Here is an 18,572-nt window from a genome sequence, read left to right on the forward strand (position 1 = left end):
GCCCCTGTTCGCAGGGGCTTTCTCGTTTCTGTGATTCTTGCCACAACTCCATACTTCTCCCTCTCTCTTTGTGCATTCGCACAATGCAGCCGTCGCTGAACTTCCCTATGCTTGAGCTCTGCTCACAGGAGGGTTACATGGCTGGCTGGCATCTTGATACCAAAATGGCGCAGGATATCGTGGCGCGCACCATGCGCATCATTGATACCAATATCAACGTGATGGATGCCCGCGGGCGCATTATTGGCAGCGGCGATCGCGAGCGTATTGGGGAATTGCACGAAGGCGCGCTGCTGGTGCTTTCTCAGGGGCGGGTCGTGGATATCGACGATGCGGTAGCGAAACACCTGCACGGCGTACGCCAGGGCATTAATTTACCGCTGCGCCTTGAAGGCGAAATTGTGGGGGTAATCGGCCTCACCGGCGAGCCCGAGTCACTGCGAAAATACGGTGAGCTGGTCTGTATGACGGCTGAGATGATGCTGGAGCAGTCGCGCCTGATGCACCTGCTTGCCCAGGACAGCCGCCTGCGTGAAGAGCTGGTGATGAACCTTATTCAGGCGGAAGAGCATACGCCTGCGCTCAGCGAATGGGCGCAGCGTCTGGGGATCGATCTCAACCAGCCGCGCGTGGTAGCGGTCATTGAGGTCGATAGCGGCCAGCTTGGCGTGGACAGCGCGATGGCCGAGCTGCAGCAACTGCAAAATGCGCTGGCGACGCCGGAGCGCGACAACCTTGTAGCGATCGTTTCTCTGACGGAAATGGTGGTCCTCAAACCGGCGCTCAATGCGTTTGGCCGCTGGGATGCCGACGATCATCGTCGTCGCGTGGAGCAGCTGATCTCCCGGATGGAGGAGAATGGTCAGCTGCGTTTTCGCGTTGCGCTGGGCAACTACTTTACCGGGCCGGGCAGTATCGCCCGCTCCTGGCGGACCGCACGCACCACCATGATGGTGGGTAAACAGCGTATGCCGGAAAGCCGCAGTTACTTCTATCAGGATTTGATGTTGCCGGTGCTGCTCGACAGCCTGCGCGGCGGCTGGCAGGCCAATGAGCTGGCGCGGCCATTAGTGCGCCTGAAAGCCATGGACAACAACGGCCTGCTGCGCCGCACATTGCAGGCCTGGTTCCGTCACAACGTGCAGCCGCTGGCGACCTCAAAGGCGCTGTTTATTCACCGCAATACCCTGGAGTATCGGTTAAACCGGATTTCGGAGCTGACGGGGCTGGATCTGGGGAATTTTGACGACAGGCTGCTGCTGTATGTGGCGCTGCAGCTGGATGAGCAGCGATGATGTTGTTTGCCGGGTGGCGGCTTCGCCTTACCCGGCCTACATGATGGTTTTCTCCCTCTCCCTGTGGGAGAGGGCCGGGGTGAGGGCATCAGGCCGCACCCAACTTATTTGTTGCGAGTTAATTTCTCAAGATCTGCTTCAATCTCGCTGATCTTATTCGTCACAACGCTTTCAAGGTGACGCAGATCGTCAAGGATCTTACGCTTAAGATCGACTTCGGTGCGGTCGCGCTGGCAGATCTGATCGAGTTCATCGATCACATAGCGCAGGTTAGGGCTGATTTCCTGTACTTCTTTGTAGCCCTGTCCTACACCGTCAGCCACAACGGTCTTACGCTGGCGTGGATATTTAAACTTCACGCTTTTGGCGAAAAACTCTCCTTTGTCCTTGTGAAAATAGATTTTCAGAATATCGTTATTGGCTTCCTGACGGAGGCTGTAACGATCAATTTCATCAGGATTGGTAATGCCCAGACTTTTCAGATTATCGTACATAGCGGTACCCTTGATCTCAACATAACCTTTGAATAATTAACGAAAAAATCTATTTTCGCCACCCTCAGATATAAAAAAAGCGGGGTTGCCCCCGCTTTTTGTTATACCCGATTAATCGATGGTGCGCAGCAATTCGTTGATGCCCACTTTACCGCGCGTTTTCGCATCCACTTTCTTCACGATAACCGCACAGTACAGGCTGTATTTGCCATCTTTTGACGGCAGGTTGCCGGAAACCACCACGGAGCCCGCCGGAACGCGACCGTAGTGAACTTCGCCGGTTTCACGGTCATAAATACGGGTGCTCTGACCGATGTAAACGCCCATGGAGATCACGGAGCCTTCCTCAACGATCACGCCTTCAACCACTTCAGAGCGCGCGCCGATGAAGCAGTTGTCTTCGATAATGGTCGGGTTAGCCTGCAGTGGCTCCAGAACACCACCGATGCCCACGCCGCCGGACAGGTGAACGTTTTTACCGATCTGCGCGCAGGAACCTACGGTCGCCCAGGTGTCGACCATGGTGCCTTCGTCAACGTAGGCACCGATATTCACGTAGGATGGCATCAGCACGGTGTTACGTGCGATGAACGCACCCTGGCGAACCGCCGCAGGCGGTACCACGCGGAAGCCTTCTTTCTGGAAACGCGCTTCGTCGTAGTCAGCGAATTTCATTGGCACTTTATCGAAGTAGCGGCTTTCTGCTCCGTCGATAACCTGGTTATCGTTGATGCGGAAAGAGAGCAGTACGGCTTTCTTCAGCCATTGATGAGTGACCCACTGACCGTCGATTTTTTCTGCCACGCGCAGCGCGCCGGAATCCAGAAGGGAAATCACCTGGTTTACCGCTTCACGGGTCACGGTATCCACATTTGCCGGGGTAATCTCGGCGCGACGCTCAAAAGCGGACTCAATAACGTTCTGTAACTGCTGCATTGTTTACTCTTTCCATTTCACTAAAAAACATATCACCCTTTATCGTTTGGATTGAGGGCTGCTGTCAACCGTTGTTGCACTTCAAGCTGCAGGTCATTATTAAGGGCACGCCGGTCCGCTGTCGCGATTATAAATAAATCTTCTACTCGCTCGCCAATCGTTGTAATTCGGGCCCCATGGAGCGAAATTCCCAGATCGGCAAAAACCTGGCCGACGCGAGCAAGCAGCCCCGGCTGGTCGAGCGCGATCAGCTCCAGGAACGATTTTCGGTCGGTGTGGGTCGGCAGGAAATTGACCTCGGTATCGACGGTAAAGTGGCGCAATTTCGCAGGCTGGCGACGCGGCTGCGGAGGCTGCCAGCTGCGCTGGGTAATCGCCTGCTCCAGACCAAAACGTATCCCTTCATGCCTGTCCGCCGAGAGCGGGCTGCCGTCCGGCTCAAGCACGATAAAGGTGTCCATCGCCATGCCGTCGCGGGTGGTGAAAATCTGCGCGTCGTGAACGCTCAGATTACGCCTGTCCAGCTCGGCGCAGACCGCAGCAAACAAATAAGGCCGGTCCGGGCTCCAGATGAAAATCTCCGTTCCGCCGCGCGTGGCCTGCGGGCTTAGCAGGATCATCGGCTGGGACAGATCGTGCTTGAGCAGGTGCCGCGCATGCCACGCCAGCTGGTTTGGGCTATGGCGGACAAAATAGTTGGCGCGGCAACGGGCCCAAATCTGATGTAGCGCCTCTTCATCAATATTATCCATCCGCAGCAGTGCCAGCGCCTGAAGCTGGTGGTGACGTACGCGCTCGCGCATGTCCGGCGTGTTCTGCATCCCGCGACGCAGCTGTTTTTCTGTGGCGAAATACAGCTCGCGCAGCAGGCTCTGCTTCCAGCTGTTCCACAGGGTTTCGTTGGTGGCGCAAATATCCGCCACCGTCAGGCAGACCAGATAGCGCAGACGGTTTTCAGTCTGAACCTCTTCCGCGAACTGCTTAATGACCTCCGGGTCCTGAATATCCCGACGCTGCGCGGTGACCGACATCAGCAGGTGATGGCGCACCAGCCAGGCCACCAGCTGCGTTTCACGTGAGTTCAGGCCGTGCAGTTCGGCAAATTTCAGTACGTCCTGCGCGCCCAGCACCGAATGGTCACCGCCGCGACCTTTGGCGATATCGTGGAACAGGGCGGCAATCAGGATCAGTTCCGGATGGGTCAGGCGCGGCCACAGCTCCACGCACAGCGGGTGGCGGGAGCGCGTCTCTTCTTTCGCAAAGCTCTCCAGCTTGAGCATCACGCGGATGGTGTGTTCATCCACCGTGTAGGCGTGGAACAGATCGAACTGCATCTGCCCGACGATGTGCGACCACTGCGGCATATAGGCCCACAGCACGCTGTGACGGTGCATCGGCAGCAGGCCGCGGCTTACGGCACCCGGGTGGCGGAGCATGCTCAGGAACAGCGAACGGGCTTCCGGGATATAGCACAGCGGCTGCGTCAGATGACGGCGCGCATGGCGCAGATGGCGCAGGGTGGTGGAATAGATCCCGGTGATGGTGCTGTTGCGCACCATGGTATAGAACATCCGCAGGATCGCTTCCGGCTCGCGAATAAACAGCGTTTCGTCGCGCAGATCGATAAGCGTGCCGCGCAGCTGGAATTCGTCATCAATCGGGCGCGGTTTTTCGTCCGCCGTCAGAGCCAGAATGGCCTCGTCGAACAGCTGCAACAGCATCTGGTTCAGCTCGGTCACCCGGCGGGTGACGCGGAAGAAATCCTTCATCATGTGCTCAACCGGCTCGTTGCCTTCGCCCTGATAATTCAGACGCTGAGCCACGCTGAGCTGGCGGTCAAACAGCAGGCGGTTATCGTAGCGGGTGACTTCCAGATGCAGAGCAAACCGGATACGCCAGAGCAGGTGCAGGCACTCGTTCAGCTCGTTACGCTCGGCCTCGGTTAAAAAGCCGAAGCCGACCATCTCGTCCATCGAGGTGGCGCCAAAATGGCGGCGGGCGACCCACTGTAAAGTGTGGATGTCGCGCAGGCCGCCGGGGCTGCTTTTTATATCGGGTTCAAGATTATAGCTGGTGCCGTGGTAGCGCTGGTGGCGCTGATTTTGCTCCTCGACCTTCGCGGCGAAGAACTTTTCTGACGGCCAGAAGCCGTCGCTGAAGATGTGTTTTTGCAGCTCCAGGAACAGAGCGACGTCACCGATCAGCAGGCGGGTTTCAATCAGGTTGGTGGCGACGGTCAGGTCCGATAACCCTTCCAGCAGACACTCTTCCAGGGTGCGCACGCTGTGGCCGACTTCCAGCTTTACGTCCCAGAGCAGCGTCAGCAGTTCGCCAATTTTTTGCGCCTGTTCGTCCGGCAGCTTTTTGCGGCTTAGGATCAAGAGATCGATATCGGAAAGCGGATGCAGCTCACCGCGGCCATAGCCTCCGACGGCAACCAGCGCAACGTCGCTGATTTGCCCAAACCCGTAATCGATCCACAGGCGCTGCAGCAGCTGGTCGATAAATTCGGTGCGCGCTTCAATGAGCTGCTCGGCCGACACGCCTGCGTCGAACGCGCTGCCCAGCCAGCGATGGAAAACATCCATATGGGCTTTAATATGCGCGCAGGTCAGCTCGTGCGACGGCCAGACGCCCGGGTTATCGGGCTGGTCGGGGAGGGTGGGAAGTGCTGTGTTAGCATACTGTTCGGGTAAAAGATTACTCATCGTGCGCCACCCATAAGAAAAAGCTATAGCCATTAAAAAAGCCGGCATTTGCCGGCTTTTTTATCATTCATCGTGCGTCAGTATCGCCGGGATGGTGTCATCCTTGCGCAACGTCATAATTTCGCAGCCGTTGTCTGTTACCACAATAGTATGCTCGTACTGCGCAGACAAGCTTCTGTCTTTGGTTTTCACCGTCCAGCCGTCTTTCATGGTACGGATGCGGTAGTCACCCGCGTTGACCATCGGCTCAATGGTAAAGGTCATGCCTTTTTGCAGCACCACGCCGCCGTCATCTGCGTCATAGTGCAGGACCTGCGGTTCTTCATGGAAGACGCGACCAATGCCGTGACCGCAGTACTCGCGCACCACGGAGAAACCTTCTGCTTCCACAAACTTCTGGATTGCCGCACCGATGGTACGCAGGCGAATACCCGGTTTAACCATTTTCAGCGCCAGATAGAGGCTCTCTTGCGTCACTTTGCACAGACGCTCGCCAAGAATAGTCGGCTTGCCAACGATGAACATTTTTGAGGTGTCACCGTGGTATTCGTCTTTAATGACGGTCACGTCGATGTTAACGATGTCGCCGTCTTTCAGCAGTTTTTCATCGTCCGGAATACCGTGACACACCACTTCATTAATAGAGATGCAGACGGATTTCGGAAAACCGTGGTAGCCGAGGCAGGCGGAAACCGCGTGCTGCTCGTTTACGATATAGTCGTTACAGATACGGTCCAGCTCACCGGTGCTGACGCCCGGCTTCACAAACGGCTCGATCATTTCCAGCACTTCCGCGGCCAGACGACCGGCGACGCGCATCTTTTCAATTTCTTCAGGTGTCTTAATAGAGATAGCCATGTAATCTGTCCATCGGTGTCGATTTTTTCGACAATACTAGTCTAAGTGTCGTCAATGGTATCAGTCAGGCACGCTCCGTGCCAAATTGAGAATCATTAACAGCACACTCCGCCAACAACAGTTGGTTTCTGATCGTGTTTTGTGGTATAAAGCGCGCCGGACTTCCGATCCATCTCAGATACACAGGCTGGACGGAAGCGACAAATCTCACTTTGTGTAACAACACACACGTATCGGCACATATTCCGGGGTGCCCTTCGGGGTCGGTAATATGGGATACGTGGAGGCATAACCCCAACTTTCAATATAGAGGTTTTAAACATGGCAACTGTTTCCATGCGCGACATGCTCAAGGCTGGTGTTCACTTTGGTCACCAGACCCGTTACTGGAACCCGAAAATGAAGCCTTTCATCTTCGGCGCGCGTAACAAAGTTCACATCATCAACCTTGAGAAAACTGTACCAATGTTCAACGAAGCCCTGGCTGAACTGAACAAGATCTCTTCCCGTAAAGGTAAGATTCTGTTCGTTGGTACTAAGCGCGCTGCAAGCGAAGCTGTGAAAGATGCTGCTAACAGCTGCGACCAGTTCTTCGTGAACCATCGCTGGTTGGGCGGCATGCTGACCAACTGGAAAACTGTTCGTCAGTCCATCAAACGCCTGAAAGATCTGGAAACCCAGTCTCAGGACGGTACTTTCGACAAGCTGACTAAGAAAGAAGCGCTGATGCGCACTCGTGAACTGGACAAGCTGGAAAACAGCCTGGGCGGTATCAAAGATATGGGCGGCCTGCCAGACGCGCTGTTCGTAATCGATGCAGACCACGAGCACATCGCAATCAAAGAAGCTAACAACCTGGGTATCCCGGTATTCGCTATCGTTGATACCAACTCCGATCCGGACGGTGTTGACTTCGTTATCCCGGGTAACGACGACGCAATCCGTGCTGTTAGCCTGTACCTGAGCGCTGTAGCTGCTACCGTTCGTGAAGGCCGTTCCCAGGATCTGGCTTCTCAGGCGGAAGAAAGCTTCGTAGAAGCTGAATAATAAGGTTTTACCCCTTATTAGTACCGTGTATGAATAGGGGCCCATTACCGGCCCCTTTTTTCAATTTACACTGTTTGGCCCCCGGCCGGGCAGTTCACATCTCCCGAGGATTTAAGAATGGCTGAAATTACCGCATCCCTGGTAAAAGAGCTGCGCGAGCGTACTGGCGCAGGCATGATGGATTGCAAAAAAGCGCTGACTGAAGCGAACGGCGACATCGAGCTGGCAATCGAAAACATGCGTAAATCCGGTGCGATCAAAGCAGCTAAAAAAGCAGGCAACGTTGCTGCTGACGGCGTGATCATCACTAAGATCGACGGCAACTACGGCATCATTCTGGAAGTTAACTGCCAGACTGACTTCGTTGCTAAAGATGGCGGTTTCCAGGCATTTGCTAACAAAGTTCTGGACGCAGCTGTTGCGGGTAAAATCACTGACGTTGAAGTTCTGAAAGCACAGTTCGAAGAAGAACGTGTTGCGCTGGTTGCTAAAATCGGTGAGAACATCAACATTCGTCGCGTATCTTCTCTGGAAGGCGACGTTCTGGGCTCTTACCAGCACGGTGCACGTATCGGTGTTCTGGTTGCGGCTAAAGGCGCTGACGAAGAACTGGTTAAACAGCTGGCAATGCACATCGCTGCAAGCAAACCAGAATTCGTTAAGCCAGAAGACGTGTCTGCTGAAGTGGTAGAGAAAGAGTACCAGGTTCAGCTGGACATCGCGATGCAGTCTGGTAAGCCAAAAGAAATCGCAGAGAAAATGGTTGAAGGCCGCATGAAGAAATTCACCGGCGAAGTTTCTCTGACTGGCCAGCCATTCGTAATGGACCCAAGCAAGTCTGTTGCTCAGCTTCTGAAAGAGCACAACGCTGACGTAACTGGCTTCATCCGCTTCGAAGTGGGCGAAGGCATCGAGAAAGTTGAGACTGACTTCGCAGCAGAAGTTGCTGCAATGTCCAAGCAGTCTTAATGATTGAAAAGGAGCCGCCTGAGGGCGGCTTCTTTTTGTCACCCGTCACAGGAAATCAGACAGGCTCCAGTATCGCTGTGCTGATTTGCGGCATATCATGTCGCCAGAATTAACCCCCATCTTAATCGTTGACAGTCTCAGGAAAGAAACATGGCTACCAATGCAAAACCCGTGTACAAACGCATTCTGCTTAAGCTGAGTGGCGAAGCGCTGCAGGGATCGGAAGGCTTCGGTATTGACGCAAGCATCCTTGATCGCATGGCACAGGAAATCAAAGAACTGGTCGAACTGGGTATCCAGGTTGGCGTGGTCATTGGCGGTGGCAACCTTTTCCGTGGTGCTGGTCTGGCGAAAGCGGGGATGAACCGCGTAGTGGGCGACCACATGGGCATGCTGGCAACCGTCATGAATGGCCTGGCAATGCGTGATGCACTGCATCGCGCCTATGTGAATGCCCGCCTGATGTCCGCGATTCCGCTGAATGGCGTTTGCGATAATTACAGCTGGGCAGAAGCCATCAGCCTGTTGCGCAATAACCGCGTGGTGATCCTCTCCGCCGGTACGGGTAACCCGTTCTTTACAACCGATTCCGCCGCCTGCCTGCGCGGTATCGAGATCGAAGCCGATGTGGTACTGAAAGCGACCAAAGTAGACGGCGTGTTTACTGCCGACCCGGCAAAAGATCCTTCTGCCACCATGTACGATCAGCTGAGCTACAGCGAAGTGCTGGATAAAGAGCTGAAAGTGATGGATCTTGCCGCCTTCACGCTGGCTCGCGACCACAAACTGCCGATCCGTGTCTTCAACATGAACAAGCCTGGCGCACTGCGTCGCGTGGTCATGGGCGAAAAAGAAGGCACTTTGATCACGGAATAATTTCCGTTGACGATAAATACAGGTAAGATTCTGCTTTATTTTGTAGTGGTATCTTACCCGGGCGCGCCTTTGGCGTTGTCATGAATTAAACGCGACTATACTTAGCACACCTGTAGCGCTGTGCTGGCGGATAGTCTGCCTGAGACAAGTTTTCAAGGATTCGTAACGTGATTAACGACATCAGAAAAGATGCTGAAGTACGCATGGACAAATGCGTAGAAGCGTTCAAAAACCAAATCAGCAAAATCCGTACTGGCCGTGCTTCCCCAAGCCTGCTTGATGGCATCATCGTAGAATACTACGGTACGCCAACGCCTCTGCGCCAGCTGGCGAGCGTGACGGTTGAAGATACCCGTACGCTGAAAATCAACGTCTTCGACCGCTCTATGAGCCCGGCCGTTGAGAAAGCGATTATGGCCTCTGACCTCGGACTGAACCCAAGCTCTGCGGGCGCAGACATCCGTGTTCCACTGCCTCCGCTGACGGAAGAGCGTCGTAAAGATCTTATCAAAGTGGTTCGTGGCGAAGCTGAGCAGGGTCGTGTATCCGTGCGTAACGTCCGTCGCGACGCGAACGATAAAGTGAAAGCACTGCTGAAAGAAAAAGAGATCAGCGAAGATGACGATCGTCGTTCTCAGGACGACATTCAGAAAATGACCGACGCGGCCATCAAGAAAATTGATGCGGCGCTGGCAGAAAAAGAAGCGGAACTGATGCAGTTCTGATTTCTGTCGTACACTGATAAACGCCGTTCAGAGGGACTTCGGGTCTTGCTGGCGGCGTTTTGCTTTTATCTGGTCTAACTTTTTTCGGGCATCTCATGAAGCATTTAACACTCCTCGGCTCAACCGGCTCTATCGGTTGCAGCACTCTCGACGTCGTTCGCCATAATCCTGAACTTTACACCGTGACAGCGCTGGTGGCCGGTAAGAATGTGCAGCGAATGGCCGAGCAGTGCCTGGAGTTTGCGCCCCGCTATGCGGTGATGGATGACGAAGAGAGCGCGCGTCTGCTGAAAGCACAGCTGCGTGAAAAGGGCTGCCGAACCGAAGTGCTGAGCGGCCATCAGTCGGCCTGCGAGATGGCGGCGCTGGACGAGGTGGATCAGGTGATGGCGGCCATTGTCGGCGCGGCAGGGCTGCTGCCGACGCTTGCCGCGATTGATGCCGGTAAGGATGTTTTGCTGGCCAATAAAGAGTCGTTGGTCACCTGCGGACGCCTGTTTATGGATGCGGTGAAGCAGCGCGGCGCGCGTCTTTTGCCGGTCGACAGCGAGCACAACGCGATTTTTCAGAGTTTACCGCAACCTTTTCAACAGAACCTGGGGTACGCTGACCTGGAGCAGAATGGCGTGGTGTCTATTCTGCTTACCGGGTCTGGTGGCCCGTTCCGCGAAACGCCACTGTCTGAACTGCGTGCGATGACACCGGATCAGGCGTGCCGTCATCCGAACTGGTCGATGGGGCGTAAAATCTCCGTTGATTCTGCCACCATGATGAACAAAGGTCTGGAATACATTGAAGCGCGCTGGCTATTTAATGCGTCAGCGAAACAGATGGAAGTACTGATTCACCCGCAATCGGTGATTCACTCGATGGTGCGTTATCAGGATGGCAGCGTGCTGGCACAGCTGGGCGAGCCGGATATGCGTACGCCGATTGCCCATTCAATGGCGTGGCCAAAACGAGTGAAATCTGGCGTGAAGCCGCTTGATTTCTGCAAGCTAAGTTCCCTGACGTTTAGTGAACCAGACTACGACCGCTATCCTTGTCTGAAGCTTGCGATGAATGCCTTTGACCAGGGGCAGGCGGCGACGACGGCACTTAATGCAGCCAATGAAATTACCGTTGAGGCATTTCTGAATCAGCAAATTCGTTTTACCGATATCGCGTCGTTAAATTTATCGGTACTGGAGATGATGGATTTGCGCGAACCACAAAGCGTGGAAGAGGTGCTGGCAGTGGATGCAGCTGCGCGTAATATTGCGCGTCAACAGGTGACACGTCTCGCAAGCTGGTGATAAAGCAAGCACTAGTCGTCGTGCTATTTGTTAGCGTTGGGCTTCAGTGATATAGTCTGCGCCACCTGATCGCAGGTATTTGACTTAATGTGGTCAGGTGAGCCGTGGTTTGACACGGCTTTTTTATGTATAGGCTTCAGTATTCCTGAGTACCGTTAAATCCTTTTCAGGGACAAAAAACGCGTTATGTTGTCTGCGAATCAACCAATAAGCGAAAATTTGCCAGCTCATGGCTGCCGTCATGTAGCAATCATTATGGATGGCAATGGCCGCTGGGCGAAAAGACAAGGGAAGATACGAGCCTTTGGGCATAAAGCGGGGGCGAAATCCGTTCGCCGCGCCGTTTCTTTTGCCGCCAACAACGGCATTGATGCGTTAACGCTCTATGCTTTTAGCAGTGAAAACTGGAATCGACCTCTGCAGGAAGTGACTGCGTTGATGGAATTGTTTGTGTGGGCGCTAGACAGCGAAGTAAAAAGCCTGCACCGCCACAACGTCCGCCTGCGTATCATTGGCGATACCAGTCGTTTCAACTCACGTTTGCAGGAACGGATTCGTAAAGCAGAAGCGCTGACGGAAAATAATACCGGTCTTACGCTGAATATTGCGGCGAATTACGGTGGACGCTGGGATATTATCCAGGGCGTTCGGCATCTGGCCGAACAGGTTCAGGAAGGGCTGTTGAGACCCGACCAAATTGATGAAGAGGCGCTGAGCAAGCAAATCTGCATGAATGAACAGGCACCTGTGGATTTGGTAATTAGGACAGGGGGAGAACATCGCATAAGTAACTTTTTGATATGGCAAATTGCCTATGCCGAACTTTACTTTACAGATGTTCTTTGGCCCGATTTTGATGAACAAGACTTTGAAGGTGCGCTGCATGCCTTTGCCAATCGAGAGCGTCGTTTCGGCGGCACCGAGCCTGGTGGCGACAAAGCCTGATGGGGGTAGCTTTTGCTGAAGTATCGCCTGATTTCCGCTTTTGTATTAATACCTATTGTCATTGCGGCGCTGTTTTTACTGCCCCCGGTGGGATTCGCTATTGTCACGCTGGTGGTGTGCATGCTCGCCGCGTGGGAATGGGGACAGTTTAGCGGCTTTACCTCGCGCACTCAGCGAGTATGGCTTGCGGTACTTTGTGGCTTTATCCTGGCCATAATGCTGTTTACGTTGCCTGAGTATCACCATGATATTCACCAGCCCCTGGTTGCCGGTTCCTTGTGGATATCGCTGGCCTGGTGGGTTGCCGCGCTGTTGCTGGTTCTTTTTTATCCGGGTTCAGCGGCATTATGGCGTAATTCAAAAGTGCTGCGACTGATTTTTGGCTTGCTCACAATTATTCCTTTTTTCTGGGGTATGGTTGCGCTGCGAGCCTGGCACTACGACGAAAACCACTACAGCGGTGCGATCTGGCTGCTTTATGTGATGATTCTGGTCTGGGGGGCTGACTCCGGGGCCTATATGTTTGGTAAACTGTTTGGCAAACATAAGCTGGCACCGAAGGTTTCCCCGGGCAAAACCTGGCAAGGATTCATCGGCGGCCTGTTTACGGCAGCGATCATCTCCTGGGGCTACGGCGTCTGGGCGAATCTTGAAGTAGCACCGTCAATACTGCTGGTGTGCTCGGTTTTTGCTGCGCTTGCCTCCGTGCTCGGTGATTTAACCGAAAGTATGTTTAAGCGTGAAGCAGGGATTAAGGACAGCGGACACCTGATTCCAGGGCATGGCGGTATACTGGATCGCATTGATAGCCTGACAGCGGCTGTTCCAGTGTTTGCGTGTTTGCTTTTACTGGTATTCGGGACGATTTAACGGAAGGTTTTATGCTGAGCATTCTCTGGAATCTGGCGGCGTTCATTGTTGCACTGGGTGTACTGATTACCGTGCATGAATTTGGCCATTTCTGGGTTGCTCGCCGCTGTGGCGTGCGCGTAGAGCGGTTTTCCATCGGCTTTGGGAAATCACTCTGGACGCGCACCGACCGCCACGGCACGGAATTTGTCATCGCCCTTATCCCGCTGGGCGGCTACGTCAAAATGCTCGACGAACGCGTCGAGCCTGTCGCTCCTGAGCTGCGACACAGCGCATTCAACAATAAAACCGTTGGACAACGCGCCGCCATCATTGCTGCCGGACCGGTAGCCAACTTCATCTTTGCTATTTTCGCTTACTGGCTGGTGTTTATCATCGGCGTCCCTGGCGTACGTCCGGTGGTGGGTGAAATTGCCCCCAATTCCATCGCGGCGAATGCGCAAATTACATCCGGGATGGAACTTAAAGCGATTGATGGCATCGAAACCCCTGATTGGGATGCCGTGCGACTGCAGCTGGTAGCTAAAATTGGCGATCCGCAGACCACCATCAGCGTGTCGCCGTTTGGTTCAGATACGCGTCAGGACAAAGTACTCGATTTACGTCACTGGCGTTTCGAGCCAGACAAAGAAGATCCCGTCGCTGCGCTGGGCATTCGTCCACGCGGCGCGCAGATCGAGCCGGTATTAGCCGAAGTACAGGCAAATTCGGCGGCGAGCAAAGCGGGTTTGCAAGCGGGCGACAGGATCGTTAAAGTCGATGGTCAACCATTAACAGAGTGGATGACCTTTGTTACTCTGGTGCGCGATAATCCGGGAACGTCTCTCGCGCTGGAAGTTGAAAGGCAGGGTAGTCCGCTTTCGCTGACGCTGATCCCGGATACGAAGTCGGTCGGCAAAAAGGCAGAAGGGTTCGCAGGCGTTGTGCCAAAAGTGATCCCGCTGCCAGATGAGTACAAGACAATACGCCAGTATGGGCCGTTCAGCGCCATCCTTGAAGCCACGGATAAAACATGGCAACTGATGAAGCTGACGGTCAACATGTTGGGGAAATTGATAACCGGTGATGTGAAACTGAACAACCTCAGTGGGCCAATTTCGATTGCTCAGGGGGCTGGGATGTCAGCGGAATTCGGGGTGATTTACTATCTCATGTTCCTCGCGCTCATTAGCGTGAACCTTGGGATAATCAACCTGTTCCCGCTTCCCGTTTTAGACGGGGGTCATCTGCTGTTTTTGGCGATTGAAAAGCTAAAAGGCGGACCGGTATCCGAGCGAGTTCAAGACTTTAGTTATCGCATTGGCTCGATTTTGCTGGTGCTGTTAATGGGGCTTGCACTTTTCAATGATTTCTCTCGGTTGTAAGAGAGTGTTAGGAAGAACGCATAATAACGATGGCGATGAAAAAGTTGCTCATAGCGTCGCTGCTGTTTAGCAGCGCCACCGTATACGGTGCTGACGGGTTCGTAGTGAAAGACATTCATTTCGAAGGCCTCCAGCGTGTCGCCGTTGGTGCGGCCCTCCTCAGTATGCCTGTACGCCCCGGCGATACGGTTAATGATGATGATATCAGTAACACCATCCGTGCTCTGTTTGCCACCGGCAACTTTGAGGACGTCCGCGTCCTGCGCGATGGTGATACGCTGCTGGTACAGGTAAAAGAACGTCCGACGATCGCCAGTATCACTTTCTCCGGTAACAAGTCGGTGAAAGATGACATGCTCAAGCAGAACCTTGAAGCATCCGGTGTTCGTGTGGGTGAATCCCTGGACCGCACAACCCTTTCAGACATTGAAAAAGGTCTGGAAGACTTCTATTACAGCGTCGGTAAATACAGTGCCAGCGTGAAAGCGGTTGTCACTCCGCTGCCGCGTAACCGTGTTGACCTGAAGCTGGTCTTCCAGGAAGGTGTTTCTGCGAAGATCCAGCAGATCAACATTGTCGGCAACCACGCGTTCAGCACCGACGAACTGATCTCCACCTTCCAGCTGCGCGATGAAGTGCCATGGTGGAACGTGGTAGGCGATCGCAAATACCAGAAACAAAAACTGGCGGGCGACCTTGAAACCCTGCGCAGCTACTATCTCGATCGTGGCTATGCGCGTTTCAACATCGACTCGACTCAGGTCAGTCTGACTCCGGACAAGAAAGGCATCTACATTACGGTTAACATCACCGAAGGCGAGCAGTACAAGCTTTCTGGTGTTGAAGTGAGTGGTAACCTTGCGGGGCATTCTGCTGAAATCGAATCGCTGACCAAAATTCAGCCGGGCGATCTGTACAGCGGTTCCAAAGTAACCAAAATGGAAGACAGCATTAAGAAGCTGCTCGGCCGCTATGGTTATGCCTATCCGCGCGTACAGACTCAGCCGGAAATCAATGACGCGGATAAAACCGTTAAGCTGCACGTGAATGTGGATGCGGGCAACCGTTTCTACGTGCGTAAGATCCGCTTCGTCGGTAACGACACCTCCAAAGATTCCGTTCTGCGTCGCGAAATGCGTCAGATGGAAGGCGCATGGTTGGGAAGCGACCTCGTTGATCAGGGTAAAGAGCGTCTGAACCGTCTGGGCTATTTTGAAACGGTGGATACCGATACCCAGCGCGTACCGGGCAGCCCGGATCAGGTTGATGTCGTATATAAAGTGAAAGAGCGCAACACCGGTAGCTTCAACTTCGGTGTGGGTTACGGTACTGAAAGCGGCGTCAGCTTCCAGGTCGGCGTGCAGCAGGATAACTGGCTGGGTACGGGTTACTCTGTCGGTATTAACGGCACCAAAAACGACTACCAGACCTACTCTGAGTTCTCTGTGACTAACCCATACTTCACCGTAGACGGTGTGAGCCTGGGCGGTCGTATCTTCTATAACGACTTTAAAGCAGATGACGCGGACCTGTCTTCATACACCAACAAGAGTTACGGTGTAGACGGTACGCTTGGCTTCCCGGTTAACGAATACAACACCCTGCGTGCAGGCTTGGGCTACGTGCATAACGACCTGTCCAACATGCAACCGCAGGTGGCAATGTGGCGTTACCTGGACTCTATTGGTCAGTCGGCAAGTAAGTCCAGTGATAATAACGGTTTCGCTGCGGATGACTTCACCTTTAACTACGGCTGGACCTATAACCGCCTTGACCGTGGTTACTTCCCAACGGAAGGTTCTCGCGTCAACCTGAACGGTAAAGTTACCGTGCCGGGTTCCGATAACGAGTTCTACAAGGTCACGCTGGATACCGCATCCTACTTCCCGATTGATGACGATCATAAGTGGGTAGTCCTGGGTCGTACCCGTTGGGGCTATGGAGATGGTCTGGGTGGCAAAGAAATGCCATTCTACGAAAACTTCTATGCGGGTGGTTCCAGCACCGTTCGTGGCTTCCAGTCCAATAACATTGGTCCGAAAGCGGTCTACTACGGCGGGAACGACAAAGACAACTGTTATAAGTCTTCCTCCTCCGAAGTCTGTAGCTCTGATGATGCGGTGGGCGGTAACGCCATGGCGGTGGCCAGCCTGGAGTTCATCACACCAACGCCGTTTATCAGTGATAAATACGCGAACTCTGTCCGTACGTCCTTCTTCTGGGATGCCGGTACGGTATGGGATACCAACTGGCAGAATACAGCCCAGATGCGTGCGGCAGGCGTTCCAGATTATAGCGATCCGAGCAATATTCGCATGTCTGCCGGTATCGCATTACAATGGATGTCACCGCTGGGGCCGTTGGTCTTCTCTTACGCCCAGCCGTTTAAGAAATATGATGGAGATAAGTCGGAGCAATTCCAGTTTAACATTGGTAAAACCTGGTAATAATCCGCTGCAAAGGAATGCGTTGGCAGTGTAGCGCTGACAACTGGCGATCGGTAACTCGGTCGCCTTGCCACGCAAAGAACGGTACCTTCTGGTGCCAATGGGATGGTAAGGAGTTAATTGTGAAAAAGTGGTTATTAGCTGCAGGTCTCGGTTTAGCGATGGCAACTTCTGCTCAGGCAGCAGACAAAATTGCAATCGTCAACATGGGTAATTTGTTCCAGCAGGTTGCACAGAAAACGGGTGTTTCTGCGACTCTGGAAAACGAATTCAAAGGCCGTGCAAGCGAACTGCAGGGTATGGAAAACGATCTTCAGTCCAAAATGCAGCGTCTGCAGCGTGATGGTTCTACCATGAAAGCAAGCGACCGCAGCAAGCTGGAAAAAGACGTAATGGCTCAGCGCCAGGCGTTCTCTCAGAAAGCGCAGGCTTTCGAGCAGGATCGTCAGCGTCGTTCTAACGAAGAACGCGGCAAGCTGGTGACTCGCATTCAGACCGCTGTTAAATCAGTGGCTGCCGATCAGAACATCGATCTGGTTGTTGATGCGAACGCTGTAGCTTTCAACGGCAGCGATGTTAAAGACATCACCGCTGATGTTCTGAAACAGGTTAAATAAGTAATGCCTTCAATTCGACTGGCTGATTTAGCTCAGCAGTTGGATGCAGAATTACACGGTGATGGCGATATCGTCATCACCGCTGTTGCGTCCATGCAATCTGCTAAAGCTGGCACGATTACCTTCATGGTAAGCCCTAAGTACCGTGAGCAACTGGCTCAATGCCAGGCGTCAGCTGTTGTTCTGACGCAGGACGATCTTCCATTTGCCACTGTAAGCGCGCTGGTAGTGAAAAACCCCTACCTGACGTATGCACGCATGGCTCAAATTCTTGATACTACGCCGCAGCCGGCCCAGGACATTGCTGCCAGTGCAGCGATTGACGCGACGGCCAGGCTTGGTAGCAACGTCGCCGTTGGCGCAAATGCGGTTATCGAATCCGGCGTTGTGCTGGGCGATAACGTCGTCATTGGCCCGGGCTGCTTCGTTGGGAAAAATACGAAAATCGGCGCCGGGACCCGTTTATGGGCCAATGTGTCCGTTTATCATGATGTTGAAATTGGCGAAAATTGCCTTGTCCAGTCCAGCACCGTAATTGGTTCTGATGGCTTTGGTTACGCTAACGATCGCGGTAACTGGGTTAAGATTCCGCAGCTTGGTCGCGTTATTATTGGCGATCGCGTAGAGATCGGCGCCTGTACCACCATTGATCGTGGCGCGCTTGACGACACGATCATTGGCAATGGTGTTATCATCGATAACCAGTGCCAGATTGCGCATAACGTTGTGATTGGCGACAATACCGCGGTTGCGGGTGGCGTCATCATGGCAGGCAGCCTGAAAATTGGCCGTTATTGCATGATTGGCGGTGCGAGCGTGATTAATGGCCATATGGAAATATGCGACAAGGTCACTGTGACGGGAATGGGCATGGTAATGCGTCCTATCACTGAACCTGGCGTCTATTCCTCAGGTATTCCGCTACAACCCAACAAGGTATGGCGTAAAACAGCAGCTCTGGTGATGAACATTGATGATATGAGCAAGCGCCTCAAGTCTCTTGAGCGTAAGATCGATCAACAAGATTAAGCGTCATCCGTTGAACGCTATTTTTCCCGGCCTGTCGGCTTTCTAATAAACCGGCAGGCCGTGTTATTATTGTTATCAGTACATTTTGACAGGAAGA

General features: G+C 53.5%; 16 protein-coding genes. 12 read left to right on the forward strand and 4 right to left on the reverse strand.

Annotation, left to right across the window (positions count from 1 at the left end; all coding sequences use genetic code 11):
* Positions 1–137: 137 nt before the first annotated feature.
* Complete coding sequence (locus tag INF68_RS14410) at positions 138–1,295, forward strand: CdaR family transcriptional regulator (RefSeq protein ID WP_109845540.1); 1,158 nt, start codon at positions 138–140, stop codon at positions 1,293–1,295.
* Between the two features lie 104 nt (positions 1,296–1,399).
* On the opposite strand, the gene INF68_RS14415 is transcribed toward INF68_RS14410, so the two are convergent.
* The 4 genes from INF68_RS14415 to map form a co-directional block, all read right to left on the reverse strand.
* Positions 1,400–1,789 (reverse strand): DUF3461 family protein, encoded by a 390-nt coding sequence (locus INF68_RS14415; protein ID WP_008501916.1) that lies wholly within the window; start codon positions 1,787–1,789, stop codon positions 1,400–1,402.
* Between the two features lie 111 nt (positions 1,790–1,900).
* Positions 1,901–2,725, reverse strand: a complete 825-nt coding sequence (gene dapD, locus INF68_RS14420) for a 2,3,4,5-tetrahydropyridine-2,6-dicarboxylate N-succinyltransferase (RefSeq protein ID WP_008501915.1) — start codon at positions 2,723–2,725, stop codon at positions 1,901–1,903.
* Between the two features lie 32 nt (positions 2,726–2,757).
* Positions 2,758–5,433, reverse strand: coding sequence for a bifunctional uridylyltransferase/uridylyl-removing protein GlnD (glnD, locus tag INF68_RS14425; RefSeq protein WP_109845538.1), 2,676 nt, complete (start codon positions 5,431–5,433; stop codon positions 2,758–2,760).
* A gap of 63 nt (positions 5,434–5,496) precedes the next feature.
* Entirely contained in the window at positions 5,497–6,291 is a 795-nt protein-coding gene (gene map, locus INF68_RS14430) for a type I methionyl aminopeptidase (protein ID WP_023310454.1), read from the reverse strand.
* A 321-nt stretch (positions 6,292–6,612) separates the two neighbouring features.
* Here map and rpsB point away from each other — a divergent pair, with 321 nt between their 5' ends.
* The 11 genes from rpsB (at position 6,613) to lpxD (ending at position 18,475) form a co-directional block, all read left to right on the forward strand.
* The gene (rpsB, locus tag INF68_RS14435) at positions 6,613–7,338 is read left to right on the forward strand and encodes a 30S ribosomal protein S2 (protein ID WP_003856207.1); all 726 of its coding nucleotides are present in this window, start codon (positions 6,613–6,615) and stop codon (positions 7,336–7,338) included.
* A gap of 117 nt (positions 7,339–7,455) precedes the next feature.
* Complete coding sequence (tsf, locus tag INF68_RS14440; protein ID WP_014882627.1) at positions 7,456–8,307, forward strand: translation elongation factor Ts; 852 nt, start codon at positions 7,456–7,458, stop codon at positions 8,305–8,307.
* Positions 8,308–8,457: 150 nt separating this feature from the next.
* A complete protein-coding gene (gene pyrH / locus INF68_RS14445; protein ID WP_008501910.1) occupies positions 8,458–9,183 on the forward strand; it encodes a UMP kinase in 726 nt (241 codons plus the stop codon).
* 167 nt (positions 9,184–9,350) lie between these two features.
* Positions 9,351–9,908, forward strand: coding sequence for a ribosome recycling factor (gene frr, locus INF68_RS14450; protein ID WP_003856180.1), 558 nt, complete (start codon positions 9,351–9,353; stop codon positions 9,906–9,908).
* A 95-nt stretch (positions 9,909–10,003) separates the two neighbouring features.
* Positions 10,004–11,203, forward strand: coding sequence for a 1-deoxy-D-xylulose-5-phosphate reductoisomerase (ispC, locus tag INF68_RS14455; RefSeq protein WP_126786353.1), 1,200 nt, complete (start codon positions 10,004–10,006; stop codon positions 11,201–11,203).
* Positions 11,204–11,389: 186 nt separating this feature from the next.
* Positions 11,390–12,148, forward strand: coding sequence for a (2E,6E)-farnesyl-diphosphate-specific ditrans,polycis-undecaprenyl-diphosphate synthase (gene ispU / locus INF68_RS14460; protein ID WP_024907522.1), 759 nt, complete (start codon positions 11,390–11,392; stop codon positions 12,146–12,148).
* 12 nt (positions 12,149–12,160) lie between these two features.
* A complete protein-coding gene (cdsA, locus tag INF68_RS14465) occupies positions 12,161–13,018 on the forward strand; it encodes a phosphatidate cytidylyltransferase (RefSeq protein WP_126786354.1) in 858 nt (285 codons plus the stop codon).
* Between the two features lie 11 nt (positions 13,019–13,029).
* Positions 13,030–14,382 (forward strand): sigma E protease regulator RseP, encoded by a 1,353-nt coding sequence (rseP, locus tag INF68_RS14470; protein WP_109845536.1) that lies wholly within the window; start codon positions 13,030–13,032, stop codon positions 14,380–14,382.
* Positions 14,383–14,411: 29 nt separating this feature from the next.
* A complete protein-coding gene (gene bamA / locus INF68_RS14475; RefSeq protein ID WP_023310459.1) occupies positions 14,412–16,829 on the forward strand; it encodes an outer membrane protein assembly factor BamA in 2,418 nt (805 codons plus the stop codon).
* A 122-nt stretch (positions 16,830–16,951) separates the two neighbouring features.
* Positions 16,952–17,446, forward strand: a complete 495-nt coding sequence (gene skp, locus INF68_RS14480) for a molecular chaperone Skp (RefSeq protein WP_029741200.1) — start codon at positions 16,952–16,954, stop codon at positions 17,444–17,446.
* A gap of 3 nt (positions 17,447–17,449) precedes the next feature.
* Positions 17,450–18,475 carry a UDP-3-O-(3-hydroxymyristoyl)glucosamine N-acyltransferase gene (gene lpxD / locus INF68_RS14485; RefSeq protein ID WP_029741199.1) on the forward strand — a complete coding sequence of 342 codons (1,026 nt, stop codon included), beginning with the start codon at positions 17,450–17,452 and terminating at the stop codon, positions 18,473–18,475.
* Positions 18,476–18,572 lie beyond the last annotated feature (97 nt).

The organism is Enterobacter cloacae complex sp. P16RS2, from assembly GCF_014982155.1.
In the GTDB taxonomy this organism is placed as follows: Bacteria; Pseudomonadota; Gammaproteobacteria; order Enterobacterales; family Enterobacteriaceae; genus Enterobacter; species Enterobacter cloacae_M.

Excerpts from the sequence above, each read along its gene's own strand:
- lpxD (WP_029741199.1), top strand. The coding sequence starts at position 17,450 with ATGCCTTCAATTCGACTGGCTGATTTAGCTCAGCAGTTGGATGCAGAA.
- ispU (WP_024907522.1), top strand. The coding sequence starts at position 11,390 with ATGTTGTCTGCGAATCAACCAATAAGCGAAAATTTGCCAGCTCATGGC.
- pyrH (WP_008501910.1), top strand. The coding sequence starts at position 8,458 with ATGGCTACCAATGCAAAACCCGTGTACAAACGCATTCTGCTTAAGCTG.
- INF68_RS14410 (WP_109845540.1), top strand. The coding sequence starts at position 138 with ATGGCTGGCTGGCATCTTGATACCAAAATGGCGCAGGATATCGTGGCG.
- dapD (WP_008501915.1), bottom strand. The coding sequence starts at position 2,725 with ATGCAGCAGTTACAGAACGTTATTGAGTCCGCTTTTGAGCGTCGCGCC.
- rseP (WP_109845536.1), top strand. The coding sequence starts at position 13,030 with ATGCTGAGCATTCTCTGGAATCTGGCGGCGTTCATTGTTGCACTGGGT.
- glnD (WP_109845538.1), bottom strand. The coding sequence starts at position 5,433 with ATGAGTAATCTTTTACCCGAACAGTATGCTAACACAGCACTTCCCACC.
- bamA (WP_023310459.1), top strand. The coding sequence starts at position 14,412 with ATGGCGATGAAAAAGTTGCTCATAGCGTCGCTGCTGTTTAGCAGCGCC.
- map (WP_023310454.1), bottom strand. The coding sequence starts at position 6,291 with ATGGCTATCTCTATTAAGACACCTGAAGAAATTGAAAAGATGCGCGTC.
- rpsB (WP_003856207.1), top strand. The coding sequence starts at position 6,613 with ATGGCAACTGTTTCCATGCGCGACATGCTCAAGGCTGGTGTTCACTTT.
- tsf (WP_014882627.1), top strand. The coding sequence starts at position 7,456 with ATGGCTGAAATTACCGCATCCCTGGTAAAAGAGCTGCGCGAGCGTACT.
- ispC (WP_126786353.1), top strand. The coding sequence starts at position 10,004 with ATGAAGCATTTAACACTCCTCGGCTCAACCGGCTCTATCGGTTGCAGC.
- INF68_RS14415 (WP_008501916.1), bottom strand. The coding sequence starts at position 1,789 with ATGTACGATAATCTGAAAAGTCTGGGCATTACCAATCCTGATGAAATT.